The sequence below is a fragment of the Pantoea sp. CTOTU46764 genome, from assembly GCF_031974595.1.
Lineage (GTDB): Bacteria > Pseudomonadota > Gammaproteobacteria > Enterobacterales > Enterobacteriaceae > Pantoea > Pantoea trifolii.
Genome location: NZ_DALYOQ010000014.1, coordinates 29981 through 55729, shown reverse-complemented (window position 1 = coordinate 55729; position 25749 = coordinate 29981). Strand labels below are relative to the sequence as shown.

Sequence of the window (25749 nt, the reverse complement as noted above, 5' to 3'; positions counted from 1 at the left end):
TGACCCGCCGTTCTGTTCTATCCCGCTAGCCGCTTACGGCTGTGCGACAAAGCCTACCGCTTCGTACACTTTCTTCAGCGTTTCCTGCGCATGGGCGCGGGCTTTCGCTGCGCCATCACGCATCACCTGATTCAGCAGCTCTTCATCGTTACGAAAACGATGATAACGCTCCTGCAGTTCGGTCAGCATGCCTGAAACCGCTTCAGCCACTTCACCTTTCAGGTGGCCGTACATTTTGCCTTCAAACTCTTGCTCCAACTGCGCAATGCTTTTACCGGTCACGCCCGCGAGAATATCCAGCAGGTTAGAAACACCGGCTTTCTCTTTAACGTCGTAGCGCACCACTGGCGGCTCGGCGGAATCAGTCACCGCGCGTTTGATCTTCTTCACTACCGCTTTGGTGTCTTCCAGCAGACCAATCACGTTGTTACGGTTGTCGTCTGACTTGGACATTTTCTTGGTCGGCTCAAGCAGTGACATCACGCGTGCACCCGATTTCGGAATGAACGGTTCAGGCACTTTGAACACATCGCCATACAGCGCATTAAAACGCTGGGCGATATCGCGGCTCAGCTCCAGATGCTGCTTCTGATCTTCGCCAACCGGCACCTGATTGGTTTGATACAGCAGGATATCGGCCGCCATCAGCACCGGATAATCAAACAGGCCGGCGGTGATGTTTTCCGAGTAGCGCGCGGATTTATCTTTGAACTGCGTCATGCGGCTCAGTTCGCCGAAATAGGCGTAACAGTTCAGCACCCAGCTCAGCTGCGCATGCTCTGGCACGTGCGACTGAACAAAGATGGTGCTTTTCGCCGGGTCGATGCCGCAGGCAAGATAGAGCGCTAAGGTATCCAGCGTAGCTTTACGCAGCGCGGTGGGATCCTGACGTACGGTGATGGCGTGCAGATCGACGATGCAGTAAATGCAGTGGAAATCATCCTGCATCTGCACCCACTGACGCAGCGCACCCATATAGTTGCCAATGGTCAGTTCACCGGAAGGCTGGGCGCCGCTGAAAACGATGGGTTTGCTCATGTTATGTCCTGATAATCACAGCCCGATAGCGGGCAAAAGTTCGTCAAAAGAGTCGAGAGTTAAATCGGGTTGGCTTGTCGCAATCGGCTCACCGTAGTTGTAGCCAAATGTCATACCGATGTTCGGTACGCCTGCCGCCTGGGCCGCGAGAATATCATTGCGGGAATCGCCGACAAACAGCAATTGTCCCGGAAGCACGCCAAAATGACCAAGGACGAGGAAAATGGCTGCCGGATGGGGCTTTTTCACAATCACGTCATCACCGCCGATAATCTGCGTGAAGTACTCGGCAATTCCGAGCGACTTCAACAGCGGCGCCACAAACGGCGTGGGCTTGTTGGTGACGATCGCCAGCGGTAGACCTTTCGCCTGCAAGGCCGCCAGCGTCTCTTTCACCTGCGGGAACAGCGTGCTGCCCGCTTCCACCGTTTGCGCGTAATACTTATCAAATAGCGCACGTGCATCGCGTTGCTCTTCGGCATGCGGCTCGCGTCCCAGCGCCCAGGTCAGCGCGCGGGTCATCATCACGTCGGCGCCGTTACCAATCCAGGTCGAGGCCAATGCCAAACCCGGCGGCGGCAGCTGCAGATCGCTCAAGGCATGATCGATGGCTTGTGACAAACCGGGCGCGCTATCAACCAGCGTACCGTCGAGATCAAACGCCAGCGCGCGGATATCAGTGAAATGAGCCATTAACTTTCTCCAGTTCGCCACGCATCTCATCGATCACTTTTTTGTAATCCGGATGACCAAAGATCGCCGAACCGGCCACAAACATATCGGCACCGGCGGCAGCAATCTGGCCGATGTTATCGATCTTCACGCCGCCATCCACTTCCAGACGGATGTTGTAGCCACTCTCATCAATCAGGCGACGCGCCTGACGCAGTTTGTCGAGCGTACCAGGAATGAAGGATTGACCGCCGAAGCCTGGGTTCACCGACATCAGCAGAATGATATCCAGCTTATCCATTACATAGTCGAGGTAGTCGAGCGGCGTCGCAGGGTTGAATACCAGACCCGCTTTGCAGCCGTGCTCTTTGATCAGCTGCAGCGTGCGATCAACATGCTCGCTGGCTTCCGGGTGGAAAGTGATGAAGGTGGCGCCGGCTTTCGCGAATTCCGGGATCAATGCATCCACAGGTTTAACCATCAGATGCACATCAATAGGTGCAGTGATGCCGTAATCGCGCAGCGCTTTCAGCACCATCGGCCCCATCGTCAGATTGGGAACGTAGTGGTTATCCATCACATCGAAATGGACCACATCACCACCTGCCGCCAGCGCTTTGGCGGTGTCTTCACCCAAGCGCGCGAAGTCAGCAGCCAGAATTGAAGGGGCCAGTAAAAATTGTTTCATCCGATTCTCCCAATTTTGTGCGCCAGCCTGAGCTGGCGTAATGCCTTGGTCGCGGACGAAACAAGCTAGCGGAAAAGCGCCAGCAGTTCGTCGACTTGCGTGCGACCACTTATGCTTCGGCTGATGGAACGCCGGGCTTTGACTACGTGTAAATCCGCATTCTGATACCACTCACGCGTGAGCAGCGTATCGTGATTTGAAATCAGTACCGGGATGCGGTTTTGCTGCGCCAGCTGATTGGCCAGTTCCGCCAGATGCTGCTGCTCGCGCAGACTAAAACTGTTGGTGTGGTAAGCGGTAAAATTCGCTGTCGCCGAGAGCGGTGCATACGGCGGATCGCAATAAACCACTGAGCCTTCAACGGCGTTGTTCAGAGTAACATCGTACGATTCACAGACAAAGGTCGCTTTTTGCGCCCGTTCGGCAAACCACAACAGCTCCGCTTCCGGGAAGTACGGCTTGCGATAACGACCAAATGGCACGTTAAACTCACCGCGCAAATTGTAGCGGCACAGACCGTTATAACCGTGGCGATTGAGATACAGAAACAGCACCGCGCGCTGATATTCATCTTTGCTCGCATTAAAGGCGATGCGCTGCGCATAGTAGGTTTCTGCCGTGTTGCCTTCAGCGTTGAAGAGCTGACGCGCGTCTTCTATGAAAGCCGCAGTACGCGTTTTGACAATGTTATACAGATTGATGAGATCACCGTTGATGTCCGCCAGGTGATAGCGGTCATAATCGGTGTTGAGGAACACGGAACCGGCGCCGACAAAGGGTTCGATTAGACAATCACCTTGTGGCAAATGACGACGGATGTCATCAAGGAGCGGGTATTTTCCTCCGGCCCATTTCAGGAAAGCGCGATTTTTTTTCATGCTGTCGTGGTTATTACATCTTAATTATTGGCTGTGGTGGAACCGACAGCAGCTCTGCGCTTTAAACGGGGCCGCATGTTTACGGCCCCACATCAATTACTGACTTTCTTTCTTCACCTGGCTAAGCGGTTTTACCCATGGATTAGCTGCTCGTACTTCCGCTGGCAGCGATGCCACGGCGCGTTTCGCATCGGCTGGCGTGGCGTAAGCACCGCTCACTAACACATACCAAGGCTCGCCGTTACGCGTGGTTTTATACACGTGATAACCGCTCAGGTTCTGTTTTCTCGCCCAGGCGTTCAGGCTCTCTTCTTTCGACGCGCCACTTAACTGCAGCGTGTAGTTTCCGCCCGAAGGCAGCGATTTACTGGCACCGCTCGAACTGGCAGGTGCGGAATTACGCGTCGCGGTGGTGCGGGTGTTGTTCTCTTTCACGGGTGCCGGTTTAGTGGCGGCCGCTGTTTTGTGCGGCGTCGACGCGTGCGTCTCGCGTGTACCGCTGTTGCTGGTGCGCGCGGGGGTCTCTGAACGCATGGCTGGCGGCGTAATCGCTTTACCGTTGCCGCTAACCGTGGCCGGTGCGGTTGGCAACGAGCTATTACCCTGCGCGCCTTGCGCTGCGGCATCGACAGAACCTTGCTGATTGTTCAGCGCAGTATTCAGATCGCCCGGCAGCGTGACACGCTGCTGATTGGCTGGCGTATCCACAGGCGCAGCTTGCGTCGGCGTAGAGGAGACTGATGGCATCGAGATGGATTGGCCGTCGCTACTCGCTGGTGCAGCCGTGCCCGCTGTGTTTTGCGGTGCGCTGCCATCAGCAGAAGGCGTGGCGTTTTGCTGGCCGCTCATGGACGTCGATCCCGAAAGGTCGATATTCTTTTCGCTGCCACCGGCAGAAGGTGCCGCGCCGTTATTTGCGGTATTGTTTGCAGGTTTCTTCTCGTCTGGCCCGGTTAATGCTGAACCAATCCCCAGCACCACCAACAGCAGAACCAAAATACCAATGCCCATCATCATATGTTGACGAGAAACCGGTACTTTCACTTTCGGCGCAGAAGACGATTTGCGTGGCCGCGTCGGACGGCGGTCACTGGCGTCAGGTTTTAACTCGTCTTCCGGTTTGAACTCATCCATTTAGCCTCCTCCGTAAAACGACGCGCTTCCCACACGCCGCATCACCACTCACTTCTAATAATCAGGGTTTCTGGCAATCGTTGATTGCTGCCAGCACCATATCATGTGCCACACCGCCACGCACTTCAGAGCGGCCAATAGCGAGAGGCAGCACCAGACGCAGCTCGCCCGCCAGCACTTTCTTATCGCGCATCATGTGTGGCAAATAATCTTCCGCCGCCATGCTCGCTGGGCCATGTACAGGCAAACCAGCACGCAGTAGCAGCGCGATAATGCGATCGGTTTCAGCAGAGGTGAACTGCCCTAAACGTTCAGCGGTACGTGCGGCCATCACCATGCCAGCTGACACTGCTTCGCCGTGCAGCCAGTTGCCGTAGCCCATGTGTGCTTCAATCGCATGACCAAAAGTATGGCCCAGATTGAGCAGTGCACGTACGCCAGTTTCGCGTTCATCAGCCGCAACCACTTCTGCTTTCAACTCGCAGCAGCGACGGATGCAGTAAGCCAGGGCTGTTTCATCCAGCGCCAGCAGAGCATCAAGGTTCTGCTCCAGCCACTGGAAGAATTCGCCATCAAGGATAATGCCGTATTTGATCACTTCCGCCAGACCGGACGCTAATTCGCGCGGTGGCAGAGTGGCCAGGCAAAGGGTATCCACCACGACAGACGCGGGCTGATAAAACGCCCCAATCATGTTTTTGCCGAGTGGATGGTTAACCGCGGTTTTTCCACCGACGGAGGAGTCAACCTGAGACAACAACGTGGTCGGCACCTGAATAAAGCGCACGCCACGCTGATAGCTGGCCGCAGCAAAGCCGGTCAAGTCACCAATCACGCCACCACCCAGTGCAATCAACGTGGTATCACGACCGTGCGGCTTTTTCAGCAGCGCGGTGAATACCTCGTCCATCACCGCCAGCGTTTTGTACTGCTCACCATCAGGCAAAATGACCTGATCTACCTTAATGCCGGCATTGCTGAGCAGCGCTGACAGTGATTCAAGATAGATCGGCGCCAGGGTCTGGTTTGTCACCAGCATGGCATTGTCGCCTGCTTTGAGCGGCCAAAAAGAAGCCGGATCGTTAAACAGTCCGGCAGCGATGGTGATGGGGTAACTGCGATCCCCGAGTGAGACAGTGATCTTCTCCATGATGACCGATACCTATTGCTGAGCCCTCAGGGCGCTGGATTAGTTCTTTTCCAGCATGTTGATGATCTGATTGGCCACCACTTTTGCACTCTGATCGTCAGTGCGAATAGTGACATCAGCGATCTCTTCATAAAGCGGATTACGTTCACCAGCTAGCGCTTCCAGTACTTCGCGCGGCGGTGATTCAACCTGCAACAGCGGACGCTTTTTATCACGCTGGGTTCGAGCAAGTTGCTTTTCGATGGTGGTTTCAAGGTATACGACCACACCGCGGGCGGAGAGACGATTACGGGTCTCGCGGGATTTGACTGAGCCGCCACCGGTCGCGAGGACAATGCCTTGCTTCTCGGTCAGCTCATTAATGATCTTTTCTTCACGATCGCGGAAGCCTTCTTCGCCTTCCACATCAAATACCCAGCCTACATCCGCTCCGGTGCGTCGCTCAATTTCCTGATCGGAATCGAAAAATTCCATATTGAGTTGCTGAGCCAACTGACGACCAATAGTGCTTTTGCCGGCACCCATCGGCCCAACCAGAAAGATATTGCGTTTCTCTGCCATTTTATCGGTATTACTAAGAATTCGTTGATGATACCCCGCGTTCAGCGTAGCTGGCGGGACAGGAACTGAGACCTCATGAGCGTTAACAAGAGTCAGACGGAAAATTATCTCAACACTCATGGCCGTTTGGCAACCGAATAAATTGCCCCCGGCGACCTCTTAACAGGACCGGTCTGTGGTTCGCGAGACGGTAACGCACCTCCGCTAATCCGCTATATTTCGTGCTACAGGCACGCTGGCCGGGGTCATCCACTGTAATCGCTTACCGATGTAAGCACAGTGCATTCACTCATTTAACGTCTTACTGGAGCTCGAATTATTTTGGAGATATTTCTTTTGACGTCAGTATCGCTTGTGACCAACGTCATTCGGAAGGTTATTCTGCCGCGTTCCGTTACACCGTTTTGAAAATCGCTAAACCTTGTAAGCTAATTCCAGCCCTGCGTCAACGCAGTTGGCCTCACAGAGCGAATTTTCCGCTTTATCCGGCAGTAAGCGCTGCTTCCCTGACCAGTCGGGGAGTAATAAAGATCACCAGCTCCTTTTTCTTCTGCTCATCGGTTTGCTGACGGAACAAATTGCCCAGTAACGGCAGATCGCCAAGCCCGGGCACACGTTTTTCGCTCAGCGAACGCTGCTGCTGGAAAATGCCGCCCAGCGCTAAGGTTTCGCCATCGCGCAGCGTTACCTGAGTCTCGATCTCCTGCTTATCAATACTCAGCACCTGATTGTCACCAATATTTAGACTGCGTCCCGGCAAGTTCTGGCTCAGCCGCAATTTGAGCTGGATGCGGCCATTTCCCAGCACCACTGGCGTCACCTCCATGCCCAACACCGCTTCCTTAAATTCAATGGCCGTCGCACCGCTGTTGCCTGATTTCACCTCATAAGGGATTTCCGTGCCCTGCTTGATGCTGGCGGTTTGCTGATGCGAGGTAAACAAGCGCGGACTTGCGATGATTTCGATTTGATTCTCCTGCTCCAGCGCGCTCAGCTCGAGGTTGAGCAATTCGCCGCTGACCTGGCCCAACGTCACGCCAGCGCGAAACGCCGGATTGCTCACCGCCAGTGGGATCTCAAGCAACGGGTTGCGAAGCGCCTGCGTCACCACTTCTGCCGGTGACGTGCCCCAGTTCACGCCCAGCTCACGCAGATGCTCTTCATTGATGGTGACGATGTGCGCGGTGAGCTCAACCTGCTCGAGCGGTACATCCAGCGCTTTTAACCAGCGTTCGGTGTCACGCAGCGCCTCAGCCGTGTCGCGCAGCAGCAAACTGTTGGTGCGGCTATCGACCGTGACGCTGCCGCGCGGCGTCATCAAAGAACGCTCGGCTTGCAGACTGCGATAAATATCGCTGGCGCTGGCGTAATGCAGTGTCACAGTTTGTTGCTCCAGCGGCGTTTGCTGTTTTTCCTCCTCGCGTTCCTCCTTTTCCTGTTGCACCTGTAACTGCTGCCAGCTTTCCGGGTAGACCAGCAAAACGCCCTCTTCCTGCACCACGGTGAGTTTTGCTAACTTCATTACCAACGCGAGCGCGCGATCCCAGCCAACATTGTCTAAGCGCAGCGATAACCGACCTTCAACGCCTGGCGCAATCAGCAGGTTGGTCTGTTGATAATCGGCCAGCGCCTGCAAAATACGTTCAACCGGCGCATCATCAAACGTCAGGCTTAAGCGGTCGTTATTAGCGCGCAGCGGCATGCTCAGACACAGCAGCATCAGTAACGTCATCCATTTCATAAAAACCTCCTTTTATTACCCATGTGATTTGCTGTGGTGTGCAGCTTTGTGCCGCACTCAGCACCAGCGTGCGCGACGTAAGCTGCACGACCTGCCAGGGCGGCTGGGGGAAAGGCGCTTGATCTTTCAGCCGATGGCTTTTGCCTTGTGGCGATACCAGCCACGCCACGTAGTGCGGCGCCGTGCCAATAATGCCCTGCAAACGCCAGCCTTCTGGAGCAGCAACCTGCGCCTGACACAGCGTTTCTGCCAGCGGCTGAAAAGGGTCACGCGCCAACGCCAGCGAGCTACAGAGCAATAACAGTAATGCGCTACTCCGCATCGTCACTCTCCAGCCAAAGTTGCGTGTTCAATACGCCCTGCTCGGCGTGCAGCTGAAAGCGTTGTGGCACCGGTAATCGGGTGTTGGCTAATTCGCTAAACAGCGGCAGAAATTGCGGCCAGATCAGCTTTAACTGCAGCTGTTGCGGCTGACTATCCGGATGCCAGGCTTCCAGCTGGCTGCCGCGCGCCGCCACGATTCGCTCCAGCGTTTGCTGATTACCCGCATCTTTCGTGGGTTGCTGAAGCTGGCTAATCTCGATCTGCAAGGCATCAATCGCCGGAAGTGAAGCCAGTTGCTTTAGCCGCTGTTGCTGCTGTTGCAGCATCTGTTCCAGCTGCCGCACTTGCGCTTCATGCATCTGCTGCTGCGGCCGAAGCAGCACAATCCACGTCAGCGCAAACAGCAGCAGCGATAACATCAGCAGCCACACCATACGCAGCGGTAGCGTTAGCATCAGCCAGCGCTGCAGGAATTCATTCATCTGTCGCCTCCTGCACACGCGCATGTAAAGCGAAGCGATAGTCGCCGCCCGCCTCGCGCTTCACGCCGCCCTGCTTTACGCTGCTGAACAGCGGCTGGGTGATGAGCTGACGACGGAAATCACTGACTGCCGCCATGCTCTGCGCCTGCCCTTCCAGCACCAGTTGCCCTTGCCGTCGCTCGAGGCGATTCAGCCACAAGGTGTCAGGCATCAACTGCGGCAGTTGCTGCCAAAAATGCTGCCAGCGCTGATGCTGCTCTTGCCGCTGCAGCTGTTCCTGCTGCGCCTTAAGTAGTGATTCACGCAGCTGCAACAGCGATTGCTGCTGTTCCAGCTGTTGCTGCAGCGCATTGAGCAGATAAGTAATTTCCATCAGCGCGTTCGTCTGTTTCTGCCGCGCACTGACACCGCGCCACCACAGCAATGAGAGGATGAGCAAAGTCACCGCCAGCGTAAGTAAGAGCAGCGAGATGCTCTGCTGGCGCCGCCGCTGCGATTGCTGAATGCGCCAGGGAAGCAGGTTAACCGCCAGCATCAGACATCCTCCGGGCGCAGCGCCAGCCCAAGCGCGATGGCAAAAATACCTTCCTGCGTGGGCAGCGGCGGTTGCAGATAATGCAGCAGTGAAAACGGTTTACAGCGTTTAACCTGCTCCTCGGGCAACACCTGGTTTGAGGTGCAGAATACGCTTTCCATCTGCGGGAAGGTTTCGCGCAGCTGCGAGAGGGTGAGAGGTTCGGTGGCCGCGCCTGAAGTGGTGCTTTCGCCCGCCAGCGTCCACAGCCAGTGATCGCTAAGCGGATGAATCAATAACTGGTTGTGGCGTAACGGCAGGCGCATGGCGATCTGCGTCAGTGCCAGACTGCTCAGTTCGAACACGTCCGGGCGCAGACCGGCCTGCTTGAGCGGCGTCAGCCATTGCGCAATCACCTCGCGCCGCGCGGCGGTGACGCACAGCGAAGCATCCTTGCCCGGCGAGCGATAATCCAGCGACAGCGAAGCAGGCTCGACGGGAAACAGGCGCTGTGCGGAAGCCGCTACATAGCGCCCTAGCGCGGGTTCACGCAGCGAGGTTTCCGGCATGGGCAAAGTACGTTGCAATACCAACTGCGGCGGCAGGCCAACGCGCAGTGAATAGCGTTTCGGCAGATGGCGCTGCCAGCGCCCTAACATATCCAGTAACGCAGGCGTGGTTTGCAGCACGCCGTTTCTTAACGTATCTTGCGGCAGCGTTTGTTGCCACCAGTGTCGCAACTGCCAACCATGACGTCGACGTTCGATGCCAAGGGCGCACAGTTGCCCGTTTTGGATGTCCAGTCCAATTTGCCAGCGCTGAAAAGCCATACGCATGATCTCCTTATCATTGAAGGTAATGAGCTCCAATACCCGGCCAACTTCAATTATGGCGGGTATATCAAAGCGTCAGGCTTGTCTTTATACTACCGCGCGGTTGCTTATAAACTGCTCAAACGACAACAGATGGGAATTCTCAGGTGAAGTTCGTAAAGTATTTATTGATCCTTGCAGTGTGTTGCATTTTGCTGGGAGCCGGCACGGTTTATGGTTTGTACAAATACATAGAGCCGCAGCTGCCTGATGTGAACACATTGAAAGATGTGCGCCTGCAAACTCCTATGCAGGTTTACAGCGCGGATGGCGATCTGATCGCCCAATACGGTGAGAAGCGCCGTGTCCCGCTGACTCTGAAACAGATGCCGCCTGAGTTAATCAAAGCGTTTATTGCCACCGAAGATAGCCGTTTCTACGAGCATCACGGTGTCGACCCTGTGGGGATTTTCCGTGCAGCCAGCATTGCGCTGATGTCCGGTCACGCCTCGCAGGGCGCCAGTACCATTACTCAGCAGTTGGCGCGTAACTTCTTCCTCAGCCCGGAACGCACCTTGATGCGTAAGATTAAGGAAGCGTTCCTCGCGATCCGTATCGAACAGCTGCTGAGCAAAGATGAAATTCTTGAGCTCTATCTCAACAAGATTTATCTCGGCTATCGCGCGTACGGCGTGGGCGCGGCGGCGCAGGTCTATTTTGGTAAACCTATTGATCAACTGTCGCTGAGTGAAATGGCGATGATTGCAGGATTGCCGAAAGCCCCTTCGACCTTCAACCCGCTCTATTCTCATACGCGTGCGCTGGCGCGTCGCAATGTGGTGCTGGCCCGTATGCTGGATCAAAACTACATCACGCAGCAGCAATATGACGACGCGCGCAACACGCCGCTGGCGGCCAGCTATCACGGTCCGGAAATCGCCTTCTCTGCACCTTACTTAAGTGAAATGGTGCGTCAGGAGATGGTGAAGCGTTACGGCGACCGCGCTTATGAAGATGGCTACAAGGTTTACACCACCGTCACTCGTCATCTGCAGGAAGCGGCACAGCAGGCGGTGCGAAACAATGTGATGGCGTACGACATGCGCCACGGCTATCGTGGCCCGACCAATGTGCTGTGGAAAGTGGGCGAAGCGAGCTGGGATCAAACCCGCATCCAGAACGCGCTAAAAAATCTGCCGACTTACGGACCGCTGAATGCTGCGGTGATCACCAGCGCCAGCGCCGATCAAGCCACAGCAATGCTGAAAGATGGCAGCAGCGTCACGCTGAATATGGCGGGCGTACGCTGGGCGCGTGCTTACAAATCTGACACGCTGCAAGGCCCAACGCCGCGCAGCGTGACGCAGGTGTTGCAAGCCGGTCAGCAGATTTGGGTGCGCAAAGTGAATGACGACTGGTGGCTCGGCCAGGTTCCGGCGGTGAACTCCGCGCTGGTGTCACTCAACCCAGAAGATGGTGCGGTGCGCGCACTGGTCGGCGGTTTCGACTTTAACCAAAGCATGTTTAACCGCGCGACCCAGGCATTGCGCCAGGTGGGCTCCAACATCAAGCCATTCCTGTATACCGCAGCAATGGATCGCGGTTTAACGCTGGCATCGATTCTCAACGACGTACCGATTTCGCGCTGGGATGCCGGTGCAGGTGCCGACTGGCGTCCGAAGAACTCACCGCCTACTTATGCGGGCCCAATCCGTTTGCGTCAGGGCTTAGGCGAGTCGAAAAACGTGGTGATGGTGCGTGCGATGCGTGCGATGGGTGTGGATTATGCGGCGGAATATCTGCAGCGTTTCGGCTTCCCGGCGCAGAACATCGTGCATACCGAATCGTTAGCCTTAGGCGCGGCGTCCTTTACCCCAATGCAGGTGGTTCGCGGCTACGCGGTGATGGCGAACGGCGGCTTCCTGGTTGATCCGTACTTCATCACTAAGATTGAGAACGAACAAGGCGGCGTGATCTTTGAAGAGAAACCGAAAATTGCCTGTCCGCAGTGCAACTTGCCGGTAATCTATGGCGATACCAAAAAGTCGGTCGCGCTGAACGAAGAGAGCGTCGAGAATGTCGCGACTTCCGATCAATCGCAGAACCAAACCGTGCCGCAGCCGGAGCTGGAGCAAGTTCCTGCCCAACCGCAGCCGGGTGGCGAGCAGCAGTATGCCCCGCACGTGATCAACACGCCGCTGTCATTCCTGATCAAGAGCGCGCTGAACACCAACATCTTCGGCGAGCCGGGCTGGATGGGGACGGGCTGGCGTGCCGGTCGTGACCTGAAGCGTAATGATATCGGCGGCAAAACCGGTACCACCAACAGCTCAAAAGATGCGTGGTTCTCCGGTTACGGTCCGGGCGTGGTGACATCAGTGTGGATTGGTTTCGATGATTCACGCGCGCTGGGTCGCTCAACCATGTCAGGCGCGATTCCGGATCAGATCTCCGGTTACGAGGGCGGCGCGAAGAGTGCGCAGCCAGCATGGGATGACTATATGAAATCCGCGCTGGAAGGCGTGCCGGTGCAGCCGCTGACACCGCCAGATGGCGTGGTCACCGTTAACATCGATCGCGGCACCGGCAAGTTGGCCAATGGCGGCAACTCGCGTCAGGAGTACTTCATCAACGGCACGCAGCCGACGGAGTATTCGGTGCATGATGTGGGGACCACCATCATGGACAACGGCCAAAGCCACGAACTGTTCTGATCAAAAAAGCCGGCAAATTTGCCGGCTTTCTTTTTTATAGCATGATGAAATTTAGTAGCTTAAACGGCCCTGCTTCACCAGCCACTCGCGCACCATAAACAGCGCACTGACGTTACGCGCTTCGCGGAAGTCCGGTTCATCCAGCAGCGCCAGCAGATTATTCAGCGGCCAACGATGGACGATCAGCGGCTCCGGCTCATCACCTTCCAGCTTCTCTTCGTACAACCCTTCCGCCACCACAATGTTCATCTTGCTGGAGAAATATGAGGGCGCCATGGTCAGCTTGCCCAGCGCTTCAAGTTTGGTGGCACCAAATCCCGCTTCTTCTTTCAGTTCACGATCGGCCGCTTCAAAGGCGCTTTCGCCGGGATCGATCAGCCCTTTTGGAAAGCCCAGTTCGTAACTTTCCAGACCGACGGCGTACTCCTGAATCAGGATCACGTCATCGCCAATAATCGGCACAATCATCACTGCTTCACGATCGGAGGGTTTCATGCGTTCATAAACGCGGCGTGCGCCATTACTGAAAGCGAGATCGACCGCTTCGATAGTGAACAGGCGGGAGCGGGCCACCGCTGCCACATTGAGGATGTCAGGTTTTTTCATTGGGGTTTTCATATCAGCCTCAAACTTAGCACAACCCTGTGAAACGTGATGACGCCAGCATACCGAAGCCAGAACTATTGTGCGACACGCAGCGTAAGTAAACTATGGTGACACATATTCACTTACGGCTGCTAACAACTTCTTGTTATCTATGCAGTTAGAAATTCACAATAAGTCAACGGTGTGTTGTTAAATTCAGAAAATACCGATATTTAATTGAGTCATGTCTGGTTAACATCCCGTTGAGGAATAATCTAACAAACTATAATTAAATGATTTTGCGCGTTATTTTATCTGACTTTTCCCTTGTCAGAATGACATCTGCTCGCCAAAATTGACTTGTATTGATGGATTCACCGGGAGTAAATCGTTAACGTGAAGGCAGTTTTTTGGCTGGATTGAGCAAAGCATGAGCACTTATATTGTCATTATGGCTGTCATGCTCGCCTGTTCCCTCTTAGCAGGTATCGGCTATTGGTACGCTATGCGGCATCGTCCGCCGTTGGCGAAACCGCTGCCGTTTATCAGTCCGCCTAATCGCAAGCTCACCGACGAAGAACGCACTGCCGTTGAAAAGTACATCGCGCTGATTGCCAAGCAGCAGCAACACAGCAGCGCACGCTCGGCAAAGAAGTCGCGCGAAACTGAAGCGCTGACGCTCACCGCGCAAAGCAACAATGTTTATCCTGTCACCCGCTCCATCACCCGCTACGGCCTCTCTACCGACGATCCGCAGAAATGGCGCTACTACCTCGATGAAGTCGAAGTGCATCTGCCGCCGTTGTGGGAACAGTACATCGCCGAAGAGAACTACGTAGAGCTGATCCGCACGCAAACGCTGCCGCTGGTGATTTCACTCAACGGCCATTCGCTGGTGAATTACGCCGTGGAACAACCTGCGCTGCCGCCGCTGGTGCGTCCGATATCCACTAACGCGTCGATTCGCAAAGAAGAGAGCGAAAACGTTGAGCTGCTGCAGGTACGCAAAGAGACCTCGGAAGAGTATCAACTGTCACGCGCCGACGGCACGCGTGAAGCGGTCGTCATCTGTTTCGCGTTCCTGCTGTTCTTCCTGAGTCTGGTGTTGCCCGGCAGCCTGATGGGCTGGATTGCCCTGCTCGGCTGCCTGATGATCGCCGTCAGCCTGTGGTTCCTCTATCGCTTCCCGGGCGCCAACGGCTTACGTGATGTGCATTGCCTGCGCGGTGCGCCTAAGCGCTGGGGCTTGTTTGGTGAATCCAATCAGGAGCAGAGCAACATCTCGCTGGGTATTATCGATTTAATCTATCCCGCACACTGGCAGCCATATGTCGCACACGATTTAGGCCAGACCACCGACGTCGAGATGTATCTCAATCGTCAGGTGGTGCGTCAGGGTCGTTTCCTGTCGCTGCAGGACGAAGTACGCAACTTCCCGGTGCAGCGCTGGCGTAAAAATCTGGTGCTGGCATGCGGTTCGCTGCTGGTGCTGGTGATGCTGTTCACCTGGATTCCTCTCAGCATGCCGATCAAACTCAGCCTTGCGTGGGTCAAAGGCACCGAGAGCATCGAAGTGAATAGCGTGGATAAGCTGAATGCGCTGCCGCTGCACATCGGCGACAGCCTGAAAGTGGCTGGCACCGGCATGTGTTCGGTACCGGGCAATTACCAAAGTAATCGCAGCTACGCTTACATGCCGTTCGACTGCTCGGCGATTTACTGGAATAACGCCGCGCCGCTGCCACAGCCGCAATCGGACATCATCGATAAAGCCTCGGCGCTGCTCGACACCACCACGCGCCAGCTGCATCCGGAAACTAATACCGATCCCAAACTCAACCCGCAGCTGGCCTCGGCGATTCAAAAATCCGGCATGATTCTGCTGGATGACTTCTCCGATTTGGTGCTGAAAACCCAGGATTTGTGCAGCCAGCAGCAGGATTGTGTACGCCTGAAAAATGCGCTGGTGAATCTCGGCAACGCCAAAGATTGGGATTCACTGATTCACCGCGCGGATTCCGGCAAGCTGAATGGCATGAACGTGCTGCTGCGTCCGGTGAGTGCCGAAGCGCTGGAAAATCTGGTGAACACCGCCACGTCCAGCTTCTTCGCGCGTGAAACGCGTCGCGCGGCGGAAAACCTTAACAGCCCGCCGCCGGGTGGCTTCCTGATTGTCAGTGATGAAGGTCGTCAGATGGTGACGCAGCCGCAACCGTCGATCGCGCTGTTTGATCTTGATGCACCTTCACAATGGCGCGAACTGCAGCGCATGTCCGGCATGCTGCTGCACACGCCGTTCGCCGCCAGCGGCATCATCACCAGCATTACCACCGATGCCAATGGCACACGCCACATCGCACTGCATAACGAGCCGGATGCCATGGCGCAGTGGCGCTATTTGGGTACCGCGCTGTTGATGCTGGTGCTGATTGCCAGCGCGGTGATCAACGGCTTGCTGGCGCTGCGTCGTATTCATCGTAATCGCCTGCGCATGGCGGAAATTCAGCAGTATTATGACAAGTGCTTCAACCACAATCTGAACACTATGCAGAGCGTGCGCTCGCTGTTCTGAGCCCTTCCCTTCTGTGCTACCCTGTCGCCCACTTTTTTGCGGCGAGAAAGAAAATGCAGGTTACGCTTAACTGGTCAGAGATTGATACCGTGCTGCTGGATATGGACGGCACCTTGCTCGATCTCGCTTTCGACCGCCACTTCTGGCTGGAACACGTGCCGGAAACCCTGAGCCGCGAACGCGCCATCACGCTGGGCGAAGCGCATCAGCTGATTGAGCAGAAGTATCAGGCCGTGGTGCATACGCTAAACTGGTATTGTCTTGATTACTGGTCGCAGGAGCTGGCGCTGGATATTCGCGCCATGACGTGGGAAAAGCGCCACCTTGCGGCGATGCGTGAAGATACGCTGCCGCTGTTGCAGGCGCTGCGTGCCGCAGGTAAACGCACCATTCTGCTGACCAATGCGCATCCCTACAATCTGGATGTGAAACTGGCGCAGACCGGATTGGCTGCCCACCTTGATTTATTACTTTCCACCCATACCTTTGGATATCCGAAAGAGGATCCGCGTCTCTGGCAGGCCGTTCAGCAACATACTGCGTTTGACAGCGCGCGCACGCTATTCATTGATGACAGCGAAGCGATTCTGGATGCAGCGACAAGTTGGGGCATTCGCTGGTGCTTAGGCGTCAGCAATCCGGATTCCGGTCGGCCCGATCAATCTTTCCAGCGTCATCCGGCGGTACGTGATTATCGTCAATTGTGTGAGACGCTGCGTTAAAGCAGGAGCCGCAATACCATGAAAGAGAAAGTGAGCGAAGGCGTGCGCCTCGATAAATGGCTGTGGGCCGCTCGGTTCTATAAAACGCGTGCCATCGCCCGAGAAATGATTGAAGGCGGCAAAGTGCACTACAACGGCCAGCGCAGCAAGCCAAGCAAACTGGTGGAGCTGAATGCCGAATTAACGCTGCGTCAGGGCAACGATGAGCGCACGGTGGTGATTACCGCAGTGACCGATCAACGTCGTCCCGCAAGTGAAGCGCAAGCGCTGTATGCCGAAACCGCCGCCAGCATCGACAAGCGTGAGAAAACCGCACTGGCGCGCAAGATGAATTCCTTAACTATGCCGCACCCCGATCGCCGCCCGGATAAAAAAGAGCGCCGCGATCTGATGAAATTTAAATTGTCGGGCGATAAATAACGCGCCCCAACGAGAGAAACACTATGTCTACAAACGATCAACTGCACCGTTACCTGTTCGAAAACGTCGCCGTGCGCGGCCAGCTGGTAAATGTGACCGAAACCTGGCGTGAAATCGTCGAAAATCACGACTACGTTGAGCCGGTAAAAACTTTGCTGGGCGAGCTGCTGGTGGCCACCAGCCTGCTGACGGCAACGCTGAAGTTTGACGGTGATATCACGGTGCAGCTGCAGGGCGACGGTCCGCTGACGCTGGCGGTGATCAACGGTAATAACCGTCAGGAGTTGCGTGGCGTGGCGCGCGTGCAAGAAAACGCGGAGATCGCACCGGGCAGCAGCCTGAAAGAGATGGTCGGCAACGGCTATCTGGTGATCACCATCTCGCCAGAGAAAGGCGAGCGCTATCAAGGCGTGGTTGGCCTGGAAGCGGATACGCTGGCGGGTTGTCTGGAAGATTACTTCATGCGTTCTGAGCAGCTGCCAACGCGCCTGTTTATTCGCACCAGCGACAAAGGCGCAGCCGGTATTCTGCTGCAGGTGCTGCCAGCGCAAGAGCCGAGCCTCGATGATTTCAATCACCTCGCTACGCTGACCGAAACCGTGAAGAGCGAAGAGTTAATCGAATTGCCCGCCACCGACGTATTGTGGCGTCTGTACCATCAGGAAGAAGCCACGGTGTTTGACCCAACGCCGGTGAGCTTTAAGTGCACCTGTTCACGCGAGCGCTGTGGCGAAGTGCTGAGCACGCTACCAGTGGAAGAAGTAAACGAAATCCTCGAAGAGGATGGCGAAATCGACATGAACTGCGACTATTGCAATTCGCATTACGTGTTCGATGCGGTGGATATTGCCGCCCTTCGCAACGCGCCAACCAACAACAGCGATCAAGTGCATTAATTATCTGCCGGGCGGTTCATCCGCCCGCTTTCCTGCTGAACGTATCCCTATCATTTATCACGGTTATTAGCTAAATAACGCTGACTTTAGTTTCATAAGTGGCAGATTTCTCTACTTGTCACGTTCCAGCTCGCATTTCTGACTATCTTCTCTTTTCCGCCGTGCTCAGAAGAGTACACTGCGCGCGATCTGCCCTGCGTGGCTATGCAGGCAGGCAGCAGAATCACCCCATAAAAAATATGCAGTAACAGATACCGATTAAAGGAGCAGTCACATGCGCGTTAACGGCCTGACATCGCAAGACCTCGCCTCTATGGGCATCAGCGGCACCACCGAAGTGGTGTATAACCCTGATTTCGACACCCTGTTTCAGGAAGAAACTCGCCCAGAGCTGGAAGGTTATGCGCGAGGCATTCTGACGCAGAGCGGTGCTATTGCCGTGGATACCGGCATCTTCACGGGTCGCTCGCCAAAAGATAAGTACATCGTTCGGGACGACACCACGCGCGACACGCTGTGGTGGAACGATGTCGGCAACGGCAAGAATGATAACCAGCCGCTGTCACAGGAAACCTGGCAGGCGTTGAAAGATCGCTGCACCCAGCAGCTTTCCGGCAAACGTCTGTTTGTGATCGATGCGTTCTGCGGTGCCAATCCCGACACGCGCCTCAGCGTGCGCTTCGTGATGGAAGTGGCCTGGCAGGCGCACTTCGTTAAAAACATGTTTATCCGCCCGAGCGAAGCCGAATTGGCTGACTTCAAACCGGATTTCGTGGTGATGAACGCCGCGCAGTGCACCAATCCAGACTGGCAGGCGCAAGGTCTGCACTCCGAGAACTTCGTCGCCTTCAACCTGACCGAACGCATGCAGCTGATTGGCGGCACCTGGTACGGCGGCGAAATGAAGAAAGGTCTGTTCGCCATCATGAACTACCTGCTGCCGCTGAAAGGCATCGCTTCGATGCACTGTTCGGCTAACGTCGGTAAAGCGGGCGATGTAGCGGTGTTCTTCGGCCTGTCCGGCACCGGCAAAACCACTTTGTCCACCGATCCGGATCGCCAGCTGATTGGCGATGACGAACACGGCTGGGATGACGATGGCGTGTTCAACTTTGAAGGTGGCTGCTACGCCAAAACCATCAACTTGTCTGAGCAGGCGGAGCCGGAAATCTACCGCGCGATTCGTCGCGATGCGCTGCTGGAAAACGTGGTGGTGCGCGCCGATGGCAGCGTGGATTATGCGGACGGCAGCAAGACCGAGAACACCCGCGTCTCGTATCCGATTGAGCATATCGAAAACATCGTGCAGCCGGTGTCCAAAGCGGGCCACGCGAAGCGGGTGATTTTCCTCACCGCTGATGCCTTTGGCGTACTGCCGCCGGTTTCACGCTTAACGCCGGAACAGACGCAATATCACTTCCTGTCTGGCTTTACCGCCAAACTGGCCGGTACCGAGCGCGGCGTTACGCAGCCAACGCCCACCTTCTCCGCCTGTTTCGGCGCGGCGTTCCTGACGCTGCACCCCACGCAATATTCCGACGTGCTGGTGAAGCGGATGGAAGCGGCAGGTGCGCAGGCGTATCTGGTGAATACCGGCTGGAACGGCAGCGGTAAGCGCATTTCGTTGAAAGACACGCGCGCCATCATCAACGCGATTCTGGCCGGTGAGCTGGATGAGGTTGAGACTGAAACCTTGCCGGTGTTCAACCTGCAGATGCCTAAAGTTCTGCCGCAGGTGGATAGCGCGATTCTCGATCCGCGCCGCAGCTGGCCGACAGAAGCGGCCTGGCAGCATGCCGCGCAGGATCTGGCGCAGCGCTTTATTACGAACTTTGAGAAGTATACCGATAACGATGCGGGTAAAGCGCTAGTTCAGGCGGGTCCGCAGTTGTGATGTGAAAACCCGGTGGGCATAAATGCCCGCCGGGTATCACGCACTATGATTAATACTCACCACCGCCGTACTGCTATTACCTTCCGGAATCGGCAACCAGGCGCGAATCCGTAATCCGCCGCGATCGCTATCACCAATCTCCAATGAACCTTCATGCGCATCGATAATACGCTGCACAATCGCTAAACCGAGGCCGGTGCCGCTGGTGCTGCGCGCGCTGTCGCCGCGCACAAACGGCTGGAACAGATGCTGCAGCTGATCCGGCTCGATGCCCGGACCATCATCTTCCACCTGGAACCACGCGCGGTTCAGCTCCTTGCCGCTGCTGACCTTAATCCATCCGTTGCCATAACGCGCTGCGTTGACCACCAGATTCGCCAGCGCGCGCTTGATGGATAGCGGGTTGATATCCAGCATCAACTCCTCGGACATCACCGCGTTCTCAATTTCACGCTCGTAGCCGCTCTCTGCCGCCACCACTTCGCCCAGCACGCTGTTCAGGTCGGCGCGTTCGGTCTGCATCTCCTGACCGGTACGCAGATAATCGATGAACTGCTCGATGATCGCGTTGCACTCTTCGATATCTTTGTTGATCGACTCCGCCAGATAACCATCCTGCTCGCCCATCATCTCAGTAGCGAGACGAATACGCGTTAACGGCGTACGCAAGTCATGGCTGACCCCCGCCATCAGCAAGGTACGATCGTCAGCCAACTGCTTCACACCGGCCGCCATCTGGTTAAACGCCCGCGTCACCGAACGCACTTCCGACGCGCCATATTCACGTAGCGGCGGCGGAATAATGCCTTTACCAACCTGTAACGCCGCATGCTCCAGATCCACCAAGGGTCGGTTCTGAATACGGATAAACAGCCAGGCGCCGCCAATCGCCAGCAGCATAATCGCCAGCGTGTAGCGGAACAGCGGTGAGAAGTCGCCCTGATGGATTTCGGTGAGCGGCACGCGCACCCAGATATCCGGCGACAGCCAGGTTTTCAGCCACACCACCGGCGAGTTTTTATTCACCTCGACACGGACATCGGTGGGACCGCCCAGCTGCTGGCCCATCTGCTCACTGAGGAATTCGTAATGTTGCGCCCAGCGCAAACCGCTCTCTTCCGCCGCCGCGTTGGTATACAACGAGATGCCCAGCTCACGATAAATTTCGCGTCGGAAGGCTGGCGGCACTTCCAACTGCGTTCCATCTTCCAGCTGCAGCCGATCGGTCATCAACATACGCACTTCGTACGCGAGGACCTTATTGAACTGCTGCAAGCTGGGAAGAATGGCGAAATTGAGCACCACCAAATAGGTTGTTACCAGGCTGACGAACAGCAAGGTAACAATCAATAACAGGGTGCGGGCAAACGAACTGCGGGGTGAGAAGCGCAATCGCCTCATGCTTTGCTGCCGTCCGGAACGAATACGTAGCCAAGACCCCAAACGGTCTGAATGTAACGTGGATGCGCCGGATCTTCTTCCACCATGCGGCGCAGACGCGAAATCTGTACGTCGATGGAGCGTTCCATGGCGCTGTATTCACGACCACGTGCCAGGTTCATCAGCTTATCGCGCGATAACGGCTCACGCGGATGGCTGACCAGCGCTTTCAGCACGGCAAACTCACCGCTGGTCAGCGGCATTGGCTCATCTTCACGGAACATCTCGCGGGTGCCGAGGTTCAGCTTGAACTTACCGAAAGCGATAACCGCTTCTTCCTGCGATGGCGCGCCTGGCAGCTCATTGGCCTGACGACGCAATACGGCACGAATACGCGCCAGCAACTCACGCGGGTTAAACGGTTTTGGAATGTAGTCATCCGCGCCGATTTCCAGACCGACGATACGATCCACTTCCTCGCCTTTCGCGGTGACCATGATAATCGGCATCGGGTTGCTTTGACTGCGCAAACGGCGGCAGATAGACAAACCATCTTCGCCCGGCAACATCAAATCAAGCACCATCAAGTGGAAGGATTCGCGGGTTAACAGTCGATCCATTTGCTCGGCGTTGGCAACGCTACGCACCTGAAAGCCCTGCTCGGTGAGATAGCGCTCCAGCAACGCACGCAAACGCATATCATCATCGACGACCAGAATTTTGTAGTTCTCTTGCATGTTCAACTCCCAAAGGCGCCATTGCCTGAGCCAATATTGTTAAAAAAAGAGGCCTCAGTGTGACAGTCATTAATGGTTTATATTCTAGCCGAAATTGTTACAAAGCATATTAAACAGCAGCTTATATTTATTTTTAGCCCTGAAATGCGCTTCGCTTCGCGTTTTTTATCTGTGCTTTCAAGCCGCTTAGCGCTTATCTGAAAATTTGGCGCATTTTCTTTCTGTTACTGGTTCATGACAAAAAATCCCGCCGCCAGAGAGGCGCTCAGGGCGATTTGGCTTAAGGTGATGGTGTGGAATACGCTTTCAGTGTGCGGAGGACAGCATAAAATCCCGTGATTTCGCTTTCGGCCCCGCAACTGCTCTCGGAACAATTCCACGACGAAAACAAACAAGACCAGAATTAAATAAAGGCTGATAAATCAGGCAATAAACAGCCCTTTCTTCTCACCACGCGATCTCTGACACTGCGGCTATTGAGTTCATGTGGAGAGAGAAAAATGAAAAAAAACCTAATTCTGCTGGGCGCACTGGTACTGACCAGCTTCACTCAGGTTCAGGCGGCGACCAGTGCAGGCGAAGCAGCTGGCGCGCAAGCATCCACCACGGCGAAGGGCAACTCTGACGCGATCGGTGTTGGCGCCGTGGGCGCACTGCTCGGCGTGGCGCTGGCGACCATGGGCGGCGGCGATAAAGGCGGCAGCGGCACCTCAACCACCACCGCAACCCAAGCCGGTAAATAATGTCAATCGCAGGGTCGCCATTCGTGGCGACCGCTTCACCCTTAGCAGACCATTCATAACGCCCCGCTATGGCGTCTCTTTCACATATTCAATGCTGTTAACGAACCACAACTTCTGCCCTTCCGGCGTGTTGACCACCACTTCGTCATCCACTTCTTTCTTGATCAGCGCGCGCGCCATCGGCGAATCAATTGAGATGTACTCTTTCATCGTCTCGCCATAAATTTCATCCGGGCCAACAATGCGGAAGCGCTTCACATCGCCCTGCTCATTCTCCACTCGCACCCAGGCACCAAAGAACACTTTGCCCTCCTGCTGCGGCGCGTAATCCACAATTTTCAGATCGGCGAGGCATTTGCGCAGATAGCGCACCCGGCGATCGATCTGGCGCAGCAGACGCTTGTTGTAGGTGTAATCGGCGTTTTCAGAGCGATCGCCGAGGCTGGCCGCCCATGAGACGATTTTGGTCACTTCCGGACGCTTTTCATTCCACAAATGGTCGTGTTCGGCACGCAGCTTGTTATAGCCTTCGCGGGTAATCAGTTGGGTTTTCATGACTTCAACTCGTGGTGACGGCGGTTCTTCGCAGCAAAGAGGCTAACAATAAGCGACCGATTGACCATCAGCAAGATTGCGCGCGCTGCATTCAGAAAAAGACGGATTCACGGGCCCCCGGCTGGCAATTTTCGGCCTCATTCCGTATAACTGTCCGCTATTTCCAACCCTGTGTAAGCATTGTTAATGATGATGAAAGATTCACTGAGCCAGATTATCGCAGGCGAGCTGAAGGCACGCGCCGACCAGGTTGATGCTGCCGTTCGCTTACTTGATGAAGGGAACACCGTGCCGTTTATCGCACGTTATCGTAAGGAAGTGACCGGCGGACTCGATGACACCCAGCTGCGTTTGCTGGAGAGCCGTCTGAGTTACCTGCGCGAGCTGGACGATCGTCGCCAGTCGATTCTGAAATCCATCGACGAACAGGGCAAACTCACGCCTGAACTCGCCACCGCCATCAACAGCACGCTGAATAAAACCGAGCTGGAAGACCTTTACCTGCCGTACAAACAGAAGCGCCGTACGCGCGGACAGATCGCTATTGAAGCCGGTCTGGAACCGCTGGCCGACACGCTGTGGCAGGACCCATCGCAGGATCCCGAGCAGCTGGCCGCCAGCTACGTTGATGCCGACAAAGGTGTCGCCGACGTGCGCGCTGCGCTGGATGGCGCGCGCTATATCCTGATGGAGCGCTTTGCCGAAGACGCCACGCTGCTGGCGAAAGTGCGTGAATATCTGTGGAAGAACGCGCATGTGGTAGCACGCGTGGTGGAAGGTAAAGAGGAAGAAGGCGCGAAATTCCGCGACTACTTCGATCACCACGAAGCGCTGAGCGGCGTCCCGTCGCACCGTGCGCTGGCGATGTTCCGTGGCCGCAACGAAGGCGTGCTGCAGGTGTCGCTGAATGCCGATCCGCAGTTCGACGAAGCCCCACGTGAAAGCTATGGCGAAACGCTGATTGCCGAACACCTCAAGCTGCGCCTGAATAACGCACCGGCGGATAGCTGGCGTAAAGCGGTGGTGAGCTGGACCTGGCGCATCAAAGTGCTGCTGCACCTCGAAACCGAATTGATGGGCACTATTCGTGAACGCGCCGAAGATGAAGCCATCAACGTGTTTGCCCGTAACCTGCACGATCTGCTGATGGCCGCGCCTGCCGGCATGCGCGCCACCATGGGCCTCGATCCGGGCTTGCGTACCGGCGTAAAAGTTGCCGTGGTGGATGCCACCGGCAAGCTGGTCGCGACCGATACTATTTACCCGCATACTGGTCAGGCGGCGAAAGCGGCGACGGCCGTGGCCGCGCTGTGCGCGAAACATCAGGTTGAACTGGTGGCGATTGGTAACGGCACCGCCTCGCGCGAGACCGAGCGTTTCTTCCTCGACGTGCAGAAGCAGTTCCCGCAAATCAACGCGCAGAAAGTGATTGTCAGCGAAGCCGGTGCATCGGTCTATTCCGCATCTGAGCTGGCGGCGCTGGAGTTCCCGGATCTCGACGTGTCGATTCGTGGCGCGGTTTCCATCGCACGTCGCCTGCAGGACCCGCTCGCCGAGCTGGTGAAGATCGACCCGAAATCGATCGGCGTAGGCCAATATCAGCACGACGTCAGCCAAAGCCAGCTGGCGAAGAAGCTGGATGCGGTGGTGGAAGACTGCGTGAACGCCGTCGGTGTCGATCTCAACACCGCATCTGTGGCGCTGCTCACCCGCGTGGCCGGTTTAACCCGCATGATGGCGCAGAATATTGTCAGCTGGCGCGATGAAAATGGCCGCTTCCAGAACCGTCAGCAGCTGCTGAAGGTAAGCCGTCTTGGGCCGAAAGCCTTTGAGCAGTGCGCGGGCTTCCTGCGCATCAATCACGGCGATAACCCGCTGGATGCCTCAACCGTGCACCCGGAAGCCTATCCGCTGGTCGAGCGCATTCTCGCCGCCACCGAACAGGCGCTGAATGAGTTGATGGGCAATCCAGGCGGTCTGCGCGACTTGAATGCACGCGACTTCACCGATGAGCGCTTCGGCTTGCCAACGGTCACAGACATCATCAAAGAGCTGGAAAAACCAGGCCGCGATCCGCGTCCGGAGTTTAAAACCGCGCAATTTGCTGAAGGCGTGGAAACGCTTAACGATCTGCTGCCGGGCATGGTGCTGGAAGGCGCCGTCACCAACGTCACCAACTTCGGTGCTTTCGTCGATATCGGCGTGCATCAGGATGGTTTGGTGCACATCTCTTCCCTTTCCGACAAGTTCGTTGAAGATCCGCATCAGGTGGTGAAGGCGGGCGATATCGTCAAAGTGAAGGTGATGGAAGTGGATATGCAGCGTAAGCGTATTGCGCTCACCATGCGTCTGGATGAGCAGCCCGGTGAAAGCAATGCGCGCGGCAGCCGCAATGCCAGTAAAGAGAACACGCGTCCGGCGGCCAATTACAAAGGCCGTGGCAAACCGGCCAGCGCTCCGGCGGGCAACAGCGCCATGGGTGATGCGCTCGCCGCCGCCTTCAAAAAGCGTTAAGTTCCTGCCTTAAACGCGCGGAG

General features: G+C 56.0%; 24 protein-coding genes. 8 read left to right on the top strand and 16 right to left on the bottom strand.

What is annotated here, in order from left to right; genetic code table 11:
- Window positions 1–33 precede the first annotated feature (33 nt).
- The 12 genes from trpS to pilM form a co-directional block, all read right to left on the bottom strand.
- Entirely contained in the window at window positions 34–1038 is a 1005-nt protein-coding gene (gene trpS, locus RTM06_RS07470) for a tryptophan--tRNA ligase (protein ID WP_154194058.1), read from the bottom strand.
- A 15-nt stretch (window positions 1039–1053) separates the two neighbouring features.
- Window positions 1054–1731 (bottom strand): phosphoglycolate phosphatase, encoded by a 678-nt coding sequence (locus RTM06_RS07465; protein ID WP_061719727.1) that lies wholly within the window; start codon window positions 1729–1731, stop codon window positions 1054–1056.
- Window positions 1715–2398 (bottom strand): ribulose-phosphate 3-epimerase, encoded by a 684-nt coding sequence (gene rpe, locus RTM06_RS07460; protein WP_008107883.1) that lies wholly within the window; start codon window positions 2396–2398, stop codon window positions 1715–1717. Before rpe ends, RTM06_RS07465 begins: the two co-directional genes overlap by 17 nt.
- 65 nt (window positions 2399–2463) lie before the next feature.
- Window positions 2464–3276 (bottom strand): adenine-specific DNA-methyltransferase, encoded by an 813-nt coding sequence (dam, locus tag RTM06_RS07455; RefSeq protein WP_312181074.1) that lies wholly within the window; start codon window positions 3274–3276, stop codon window positions 2464–2466.
- Between the two features lie 96 nt (window positions 3277–3372).
- Window positions 3373–4410 carry an SPOR domain-containing protein gene (locus RTM06_RS07450; protein ID WP_256697660.1) on the bottom strand — a complete coding sequence of 346 codons (1038 nt, stop codon included), beginning with the start codon at window positions 4408–4410 and terminating at the stop codon, window positions 3373–3375.
- Window positions 4411–4471: 61 nt separating this feature from the next.
- On the bottom strand, window positions 4472–5560 hold the full coding sequence (gene aroB, locus RTM06_RS07445; protein WP_256697662.1) for a 3-dehydroquinate synthase: 1089 nt from the start codon (window positions 5558–5560) through the stop codon (window positions 4472–4474).
- A 39-nt stretch (window positions 5561–5599) separates the two neighbouring features.
- On the bottom strand, window positions 5600–6121 hold the full coding sequence (gene aroK / locus RTM06_RS07440; protein ID WP_008107887.1) for a shikimate kinase AroK: 522 nt from the start codon (window positions 6119–6121) through the stop codon (window positions 5600–5602).
- Between the two features lie 481 nt (window positions 6122–6602).
- A complete protein-coding gene (gene hofQ / locus RTM06_RS07435; protein WP_312181071.1) occupies window positions 6603–7862 on the bottom strand; it encodes a DNA uptake porin HofQ in 1260 nt (419 codons plus the stop codon).
- Window positions 7807–8184 carry a HofP DNA utilization family protein gene (locus RTM06_RS07430; protein ID WP_256697664.1) on the bottom strand — a complete coding sequence of 126 codons (378 nt, stop codon included), beginning with the start codon at window positions 8182–8184 and terminating at the stop codon, window positions 7807–7809. The genes hofQ and RTM06_RS07430 overlap by 56 nt, the downstream gene beginning before the upstream one ends.
- Window positions 8174–8668 (bottom strand): hypothetical protein, encoded by a 495-nt coding sequence (locus tag RTM06_RS07425; protein ID WP_312181069.1) that lies wholly within the window; start codon window positions 8666–8668, stop codon window positions 8174–8176. The genes RTM06_RS07430 and RTM06_RS07425 overlap by 11 nt, the downstream gene beginning before the upstream one ends.
- On the bottom strand, window positions 8661–9203 hold the full coding sequence (locus RTM06_RS07420; protein ID WP_312181067.1) for a PilN domain-containing protein: 543 nt from the start codon (window positions 9201–9203) through the stop codon (window positions 8661–8663). Before RTM06_RS07420 ends, RTM06_RS07425 begins: the two co-directional genes overlap by 8 nt.
- Window positions 9203–10012, bottom strand: coding sequence for a pilus assembly protein PilM (pilM, locus tag RTM06_RS07415; protein WP_312181114.1), 810 nt, complete (start codon window positions 10010–10012; stop codon window positions 9203–9205). Before pilM ends, RTM06_RS07420 begins: the two co-directional genes overlap by 1 nt.
- Window positions 10013–10161: 149 nt before the next feature.
- Here pilM and mrcA point away from each other — a divergent pair, with 149 nt between their 5' ends.
- Window positions 10162–12708, top strand: coding sequence for a peptidoglycan glycosyltransferase/peptidoglycan DD-transpeptidase MrcA (mrcA, locus tag RTM06_RS07410; protein WP_256697668.1), 2547 nt, complete (start codon window positions 10162–10164; stop codon window positions 12706–12708).
- Between the two features lie 51 nt (window positions 12709–12759).
- On the opposite strand, the gene nudE is transcribed toward mrcA, so the two are convergent.
- Window positions 12760–13326: an ADP compounds hydrolase NudE gene (gene nudE, locus RTM06_RS07405; RefSeq protein WP_101762674.1), complete on the bottom strand. Its 567-nt coding sequence runs from the start codon at window positions 13324–13326 to the stop codon at window positions 12760–12762.
- Between the two features lie 397 nt (window positions 13327–13723).
- On the opposite strand from nudE, the gene RTM06_RS07400 reads away from it, so the two are divergent.
- The 5 genes from RTM06_RS07400 (at window position 13724) to pckA (ending at window position 19797) form a co-directional block, all read left to right on the top strand.
- Window positions 13724–15865, top strand: coding sequence for an intracellular growth attenuator family protein (locus RTM06_RS07400; protein WP_312181064.1), 2142 nt, complete (start codon window positions 13724–13726; stop codon window positions 15863–15865).
- A gap of 53 nt (window positions 15866–15918) precedes the next feature.
- The gene (gene yrfG, locus RTM06_RS07395; RefSeq protein WP_312181062.1) at window positions 15919–16587 is read left to right on the top strand and encodes a GMP/IMP nucleotidase; all 669 of its coding nucleotides are present in this window, start codon (window positions 15919–15921) and stop codon (window positions 16585–16587) included.
- 18 nt (window positions 16588–16605) lie between these two features.
- On the top strand, window positions 16606–17007 hold the full coding sequence (gene hslR, locus RTM06_RS07390) for a ribosome-associated heat shock protein Hsp15 (protein WP_256697676.1): 402 nt from the start codon (window positions 16606–16608) through the stop codon (window positions 17005–17007).
- A gap of 23 nt (window positions 17008–17030) precedes the next feature.
- On the top strand, window positions 17031–17903 hold the full coding sequence (hslO, locus tag RTM06_RS07385) for an Hsp33 family molecular chaperone HslO (protein ID WP_312181060.1): 873 nt from the start codon (window positions 17031–17033) through the stop codon (window positions 17901–17903).
- 274 nt (window positions 17904–18177) lie between these two features.
- A complete protein-coding gene (gene pckA, locus RTM06_RS07380; protein WP_293795401.1) occupies window positions 18178–19797 on the top strand; it encodes a phosphoenolpyruvate carboxykinase (ATP) in 1620 nt (539 codons plus the stop codon).
- Window positions 19798–19833: 36 nt separating this feature from the next.
- Here pckA and envZ read toward each other — a convergent pair whose 3' ends face one another.
- Window positions 19834–21198, bottom strand: coding sequence for a two-component system sensor histidine kinase EnvZ (gene envZ, locus RTM06_RS07375; protein WP_256697681.1), 1365 nt, complete (start codon window positions 21196–21198; stop codon window positions 19834–19836).
- Window positions 21195–21914 (bottom strand): two-component system response regulator OmpR, encoded by a 720-nt coding sequence (gene ompR, locus RTM06_RS07370; RefSeq protein WP_001157751.1) that lies wholly within the window; start codon window positions 21912–21914, stop codon window positions 21195–21197. Before ompR ends, envZ begins: the two co-directional genes overlap by 4 nt.
- A gap of 500 nt (window positions 21915–22414) precedes the next feature.
- On the opposite strand from ompR, the gene yjbE reads away from it, so the two are divergent.
- Window positions 22415–22657 (top strand): exopolysaccharide production protein YjbE, encoded by a 243-nt coding sequence (gene yjbE, locus RTM06_RS07365; protein WP_256697683.1) that lies wholly within the window; start codon window positions 22415–22417, stop codon window positions 22655–22657.
- 66 nt (window positions 22658–22723) lie between these two features.
- Here the strand turns inward: yjbE and greB are convergent, their stop codons facing one another.
- A complete protein-coding gene (gene greB / locus RTM06_RS07360; RefSeq protein ID WP_256697685.1) occupies window positions 22724–23212 on the bottom strand; it encodes a transcription elongation factor GreB in 489 nt (162 codons plus the stop codon).
- A gap of 192 nt (window positions 23213–23404) precedes the next feature.
- On the opposite strand from greB, the gene RTM06_RS07355 reads away from it, so the two are divergent.
- A complete protein-coding gene (locus RTM06_RS07355; protein ID WP_409455793.1) occupies window positions 23405–25726 on the top strand; it encodes a Tex family protein in 2322 nt (773 codons plus the stop codon).
- Window positions 25727–25749 lie beyond the last annotated feature (23 nt).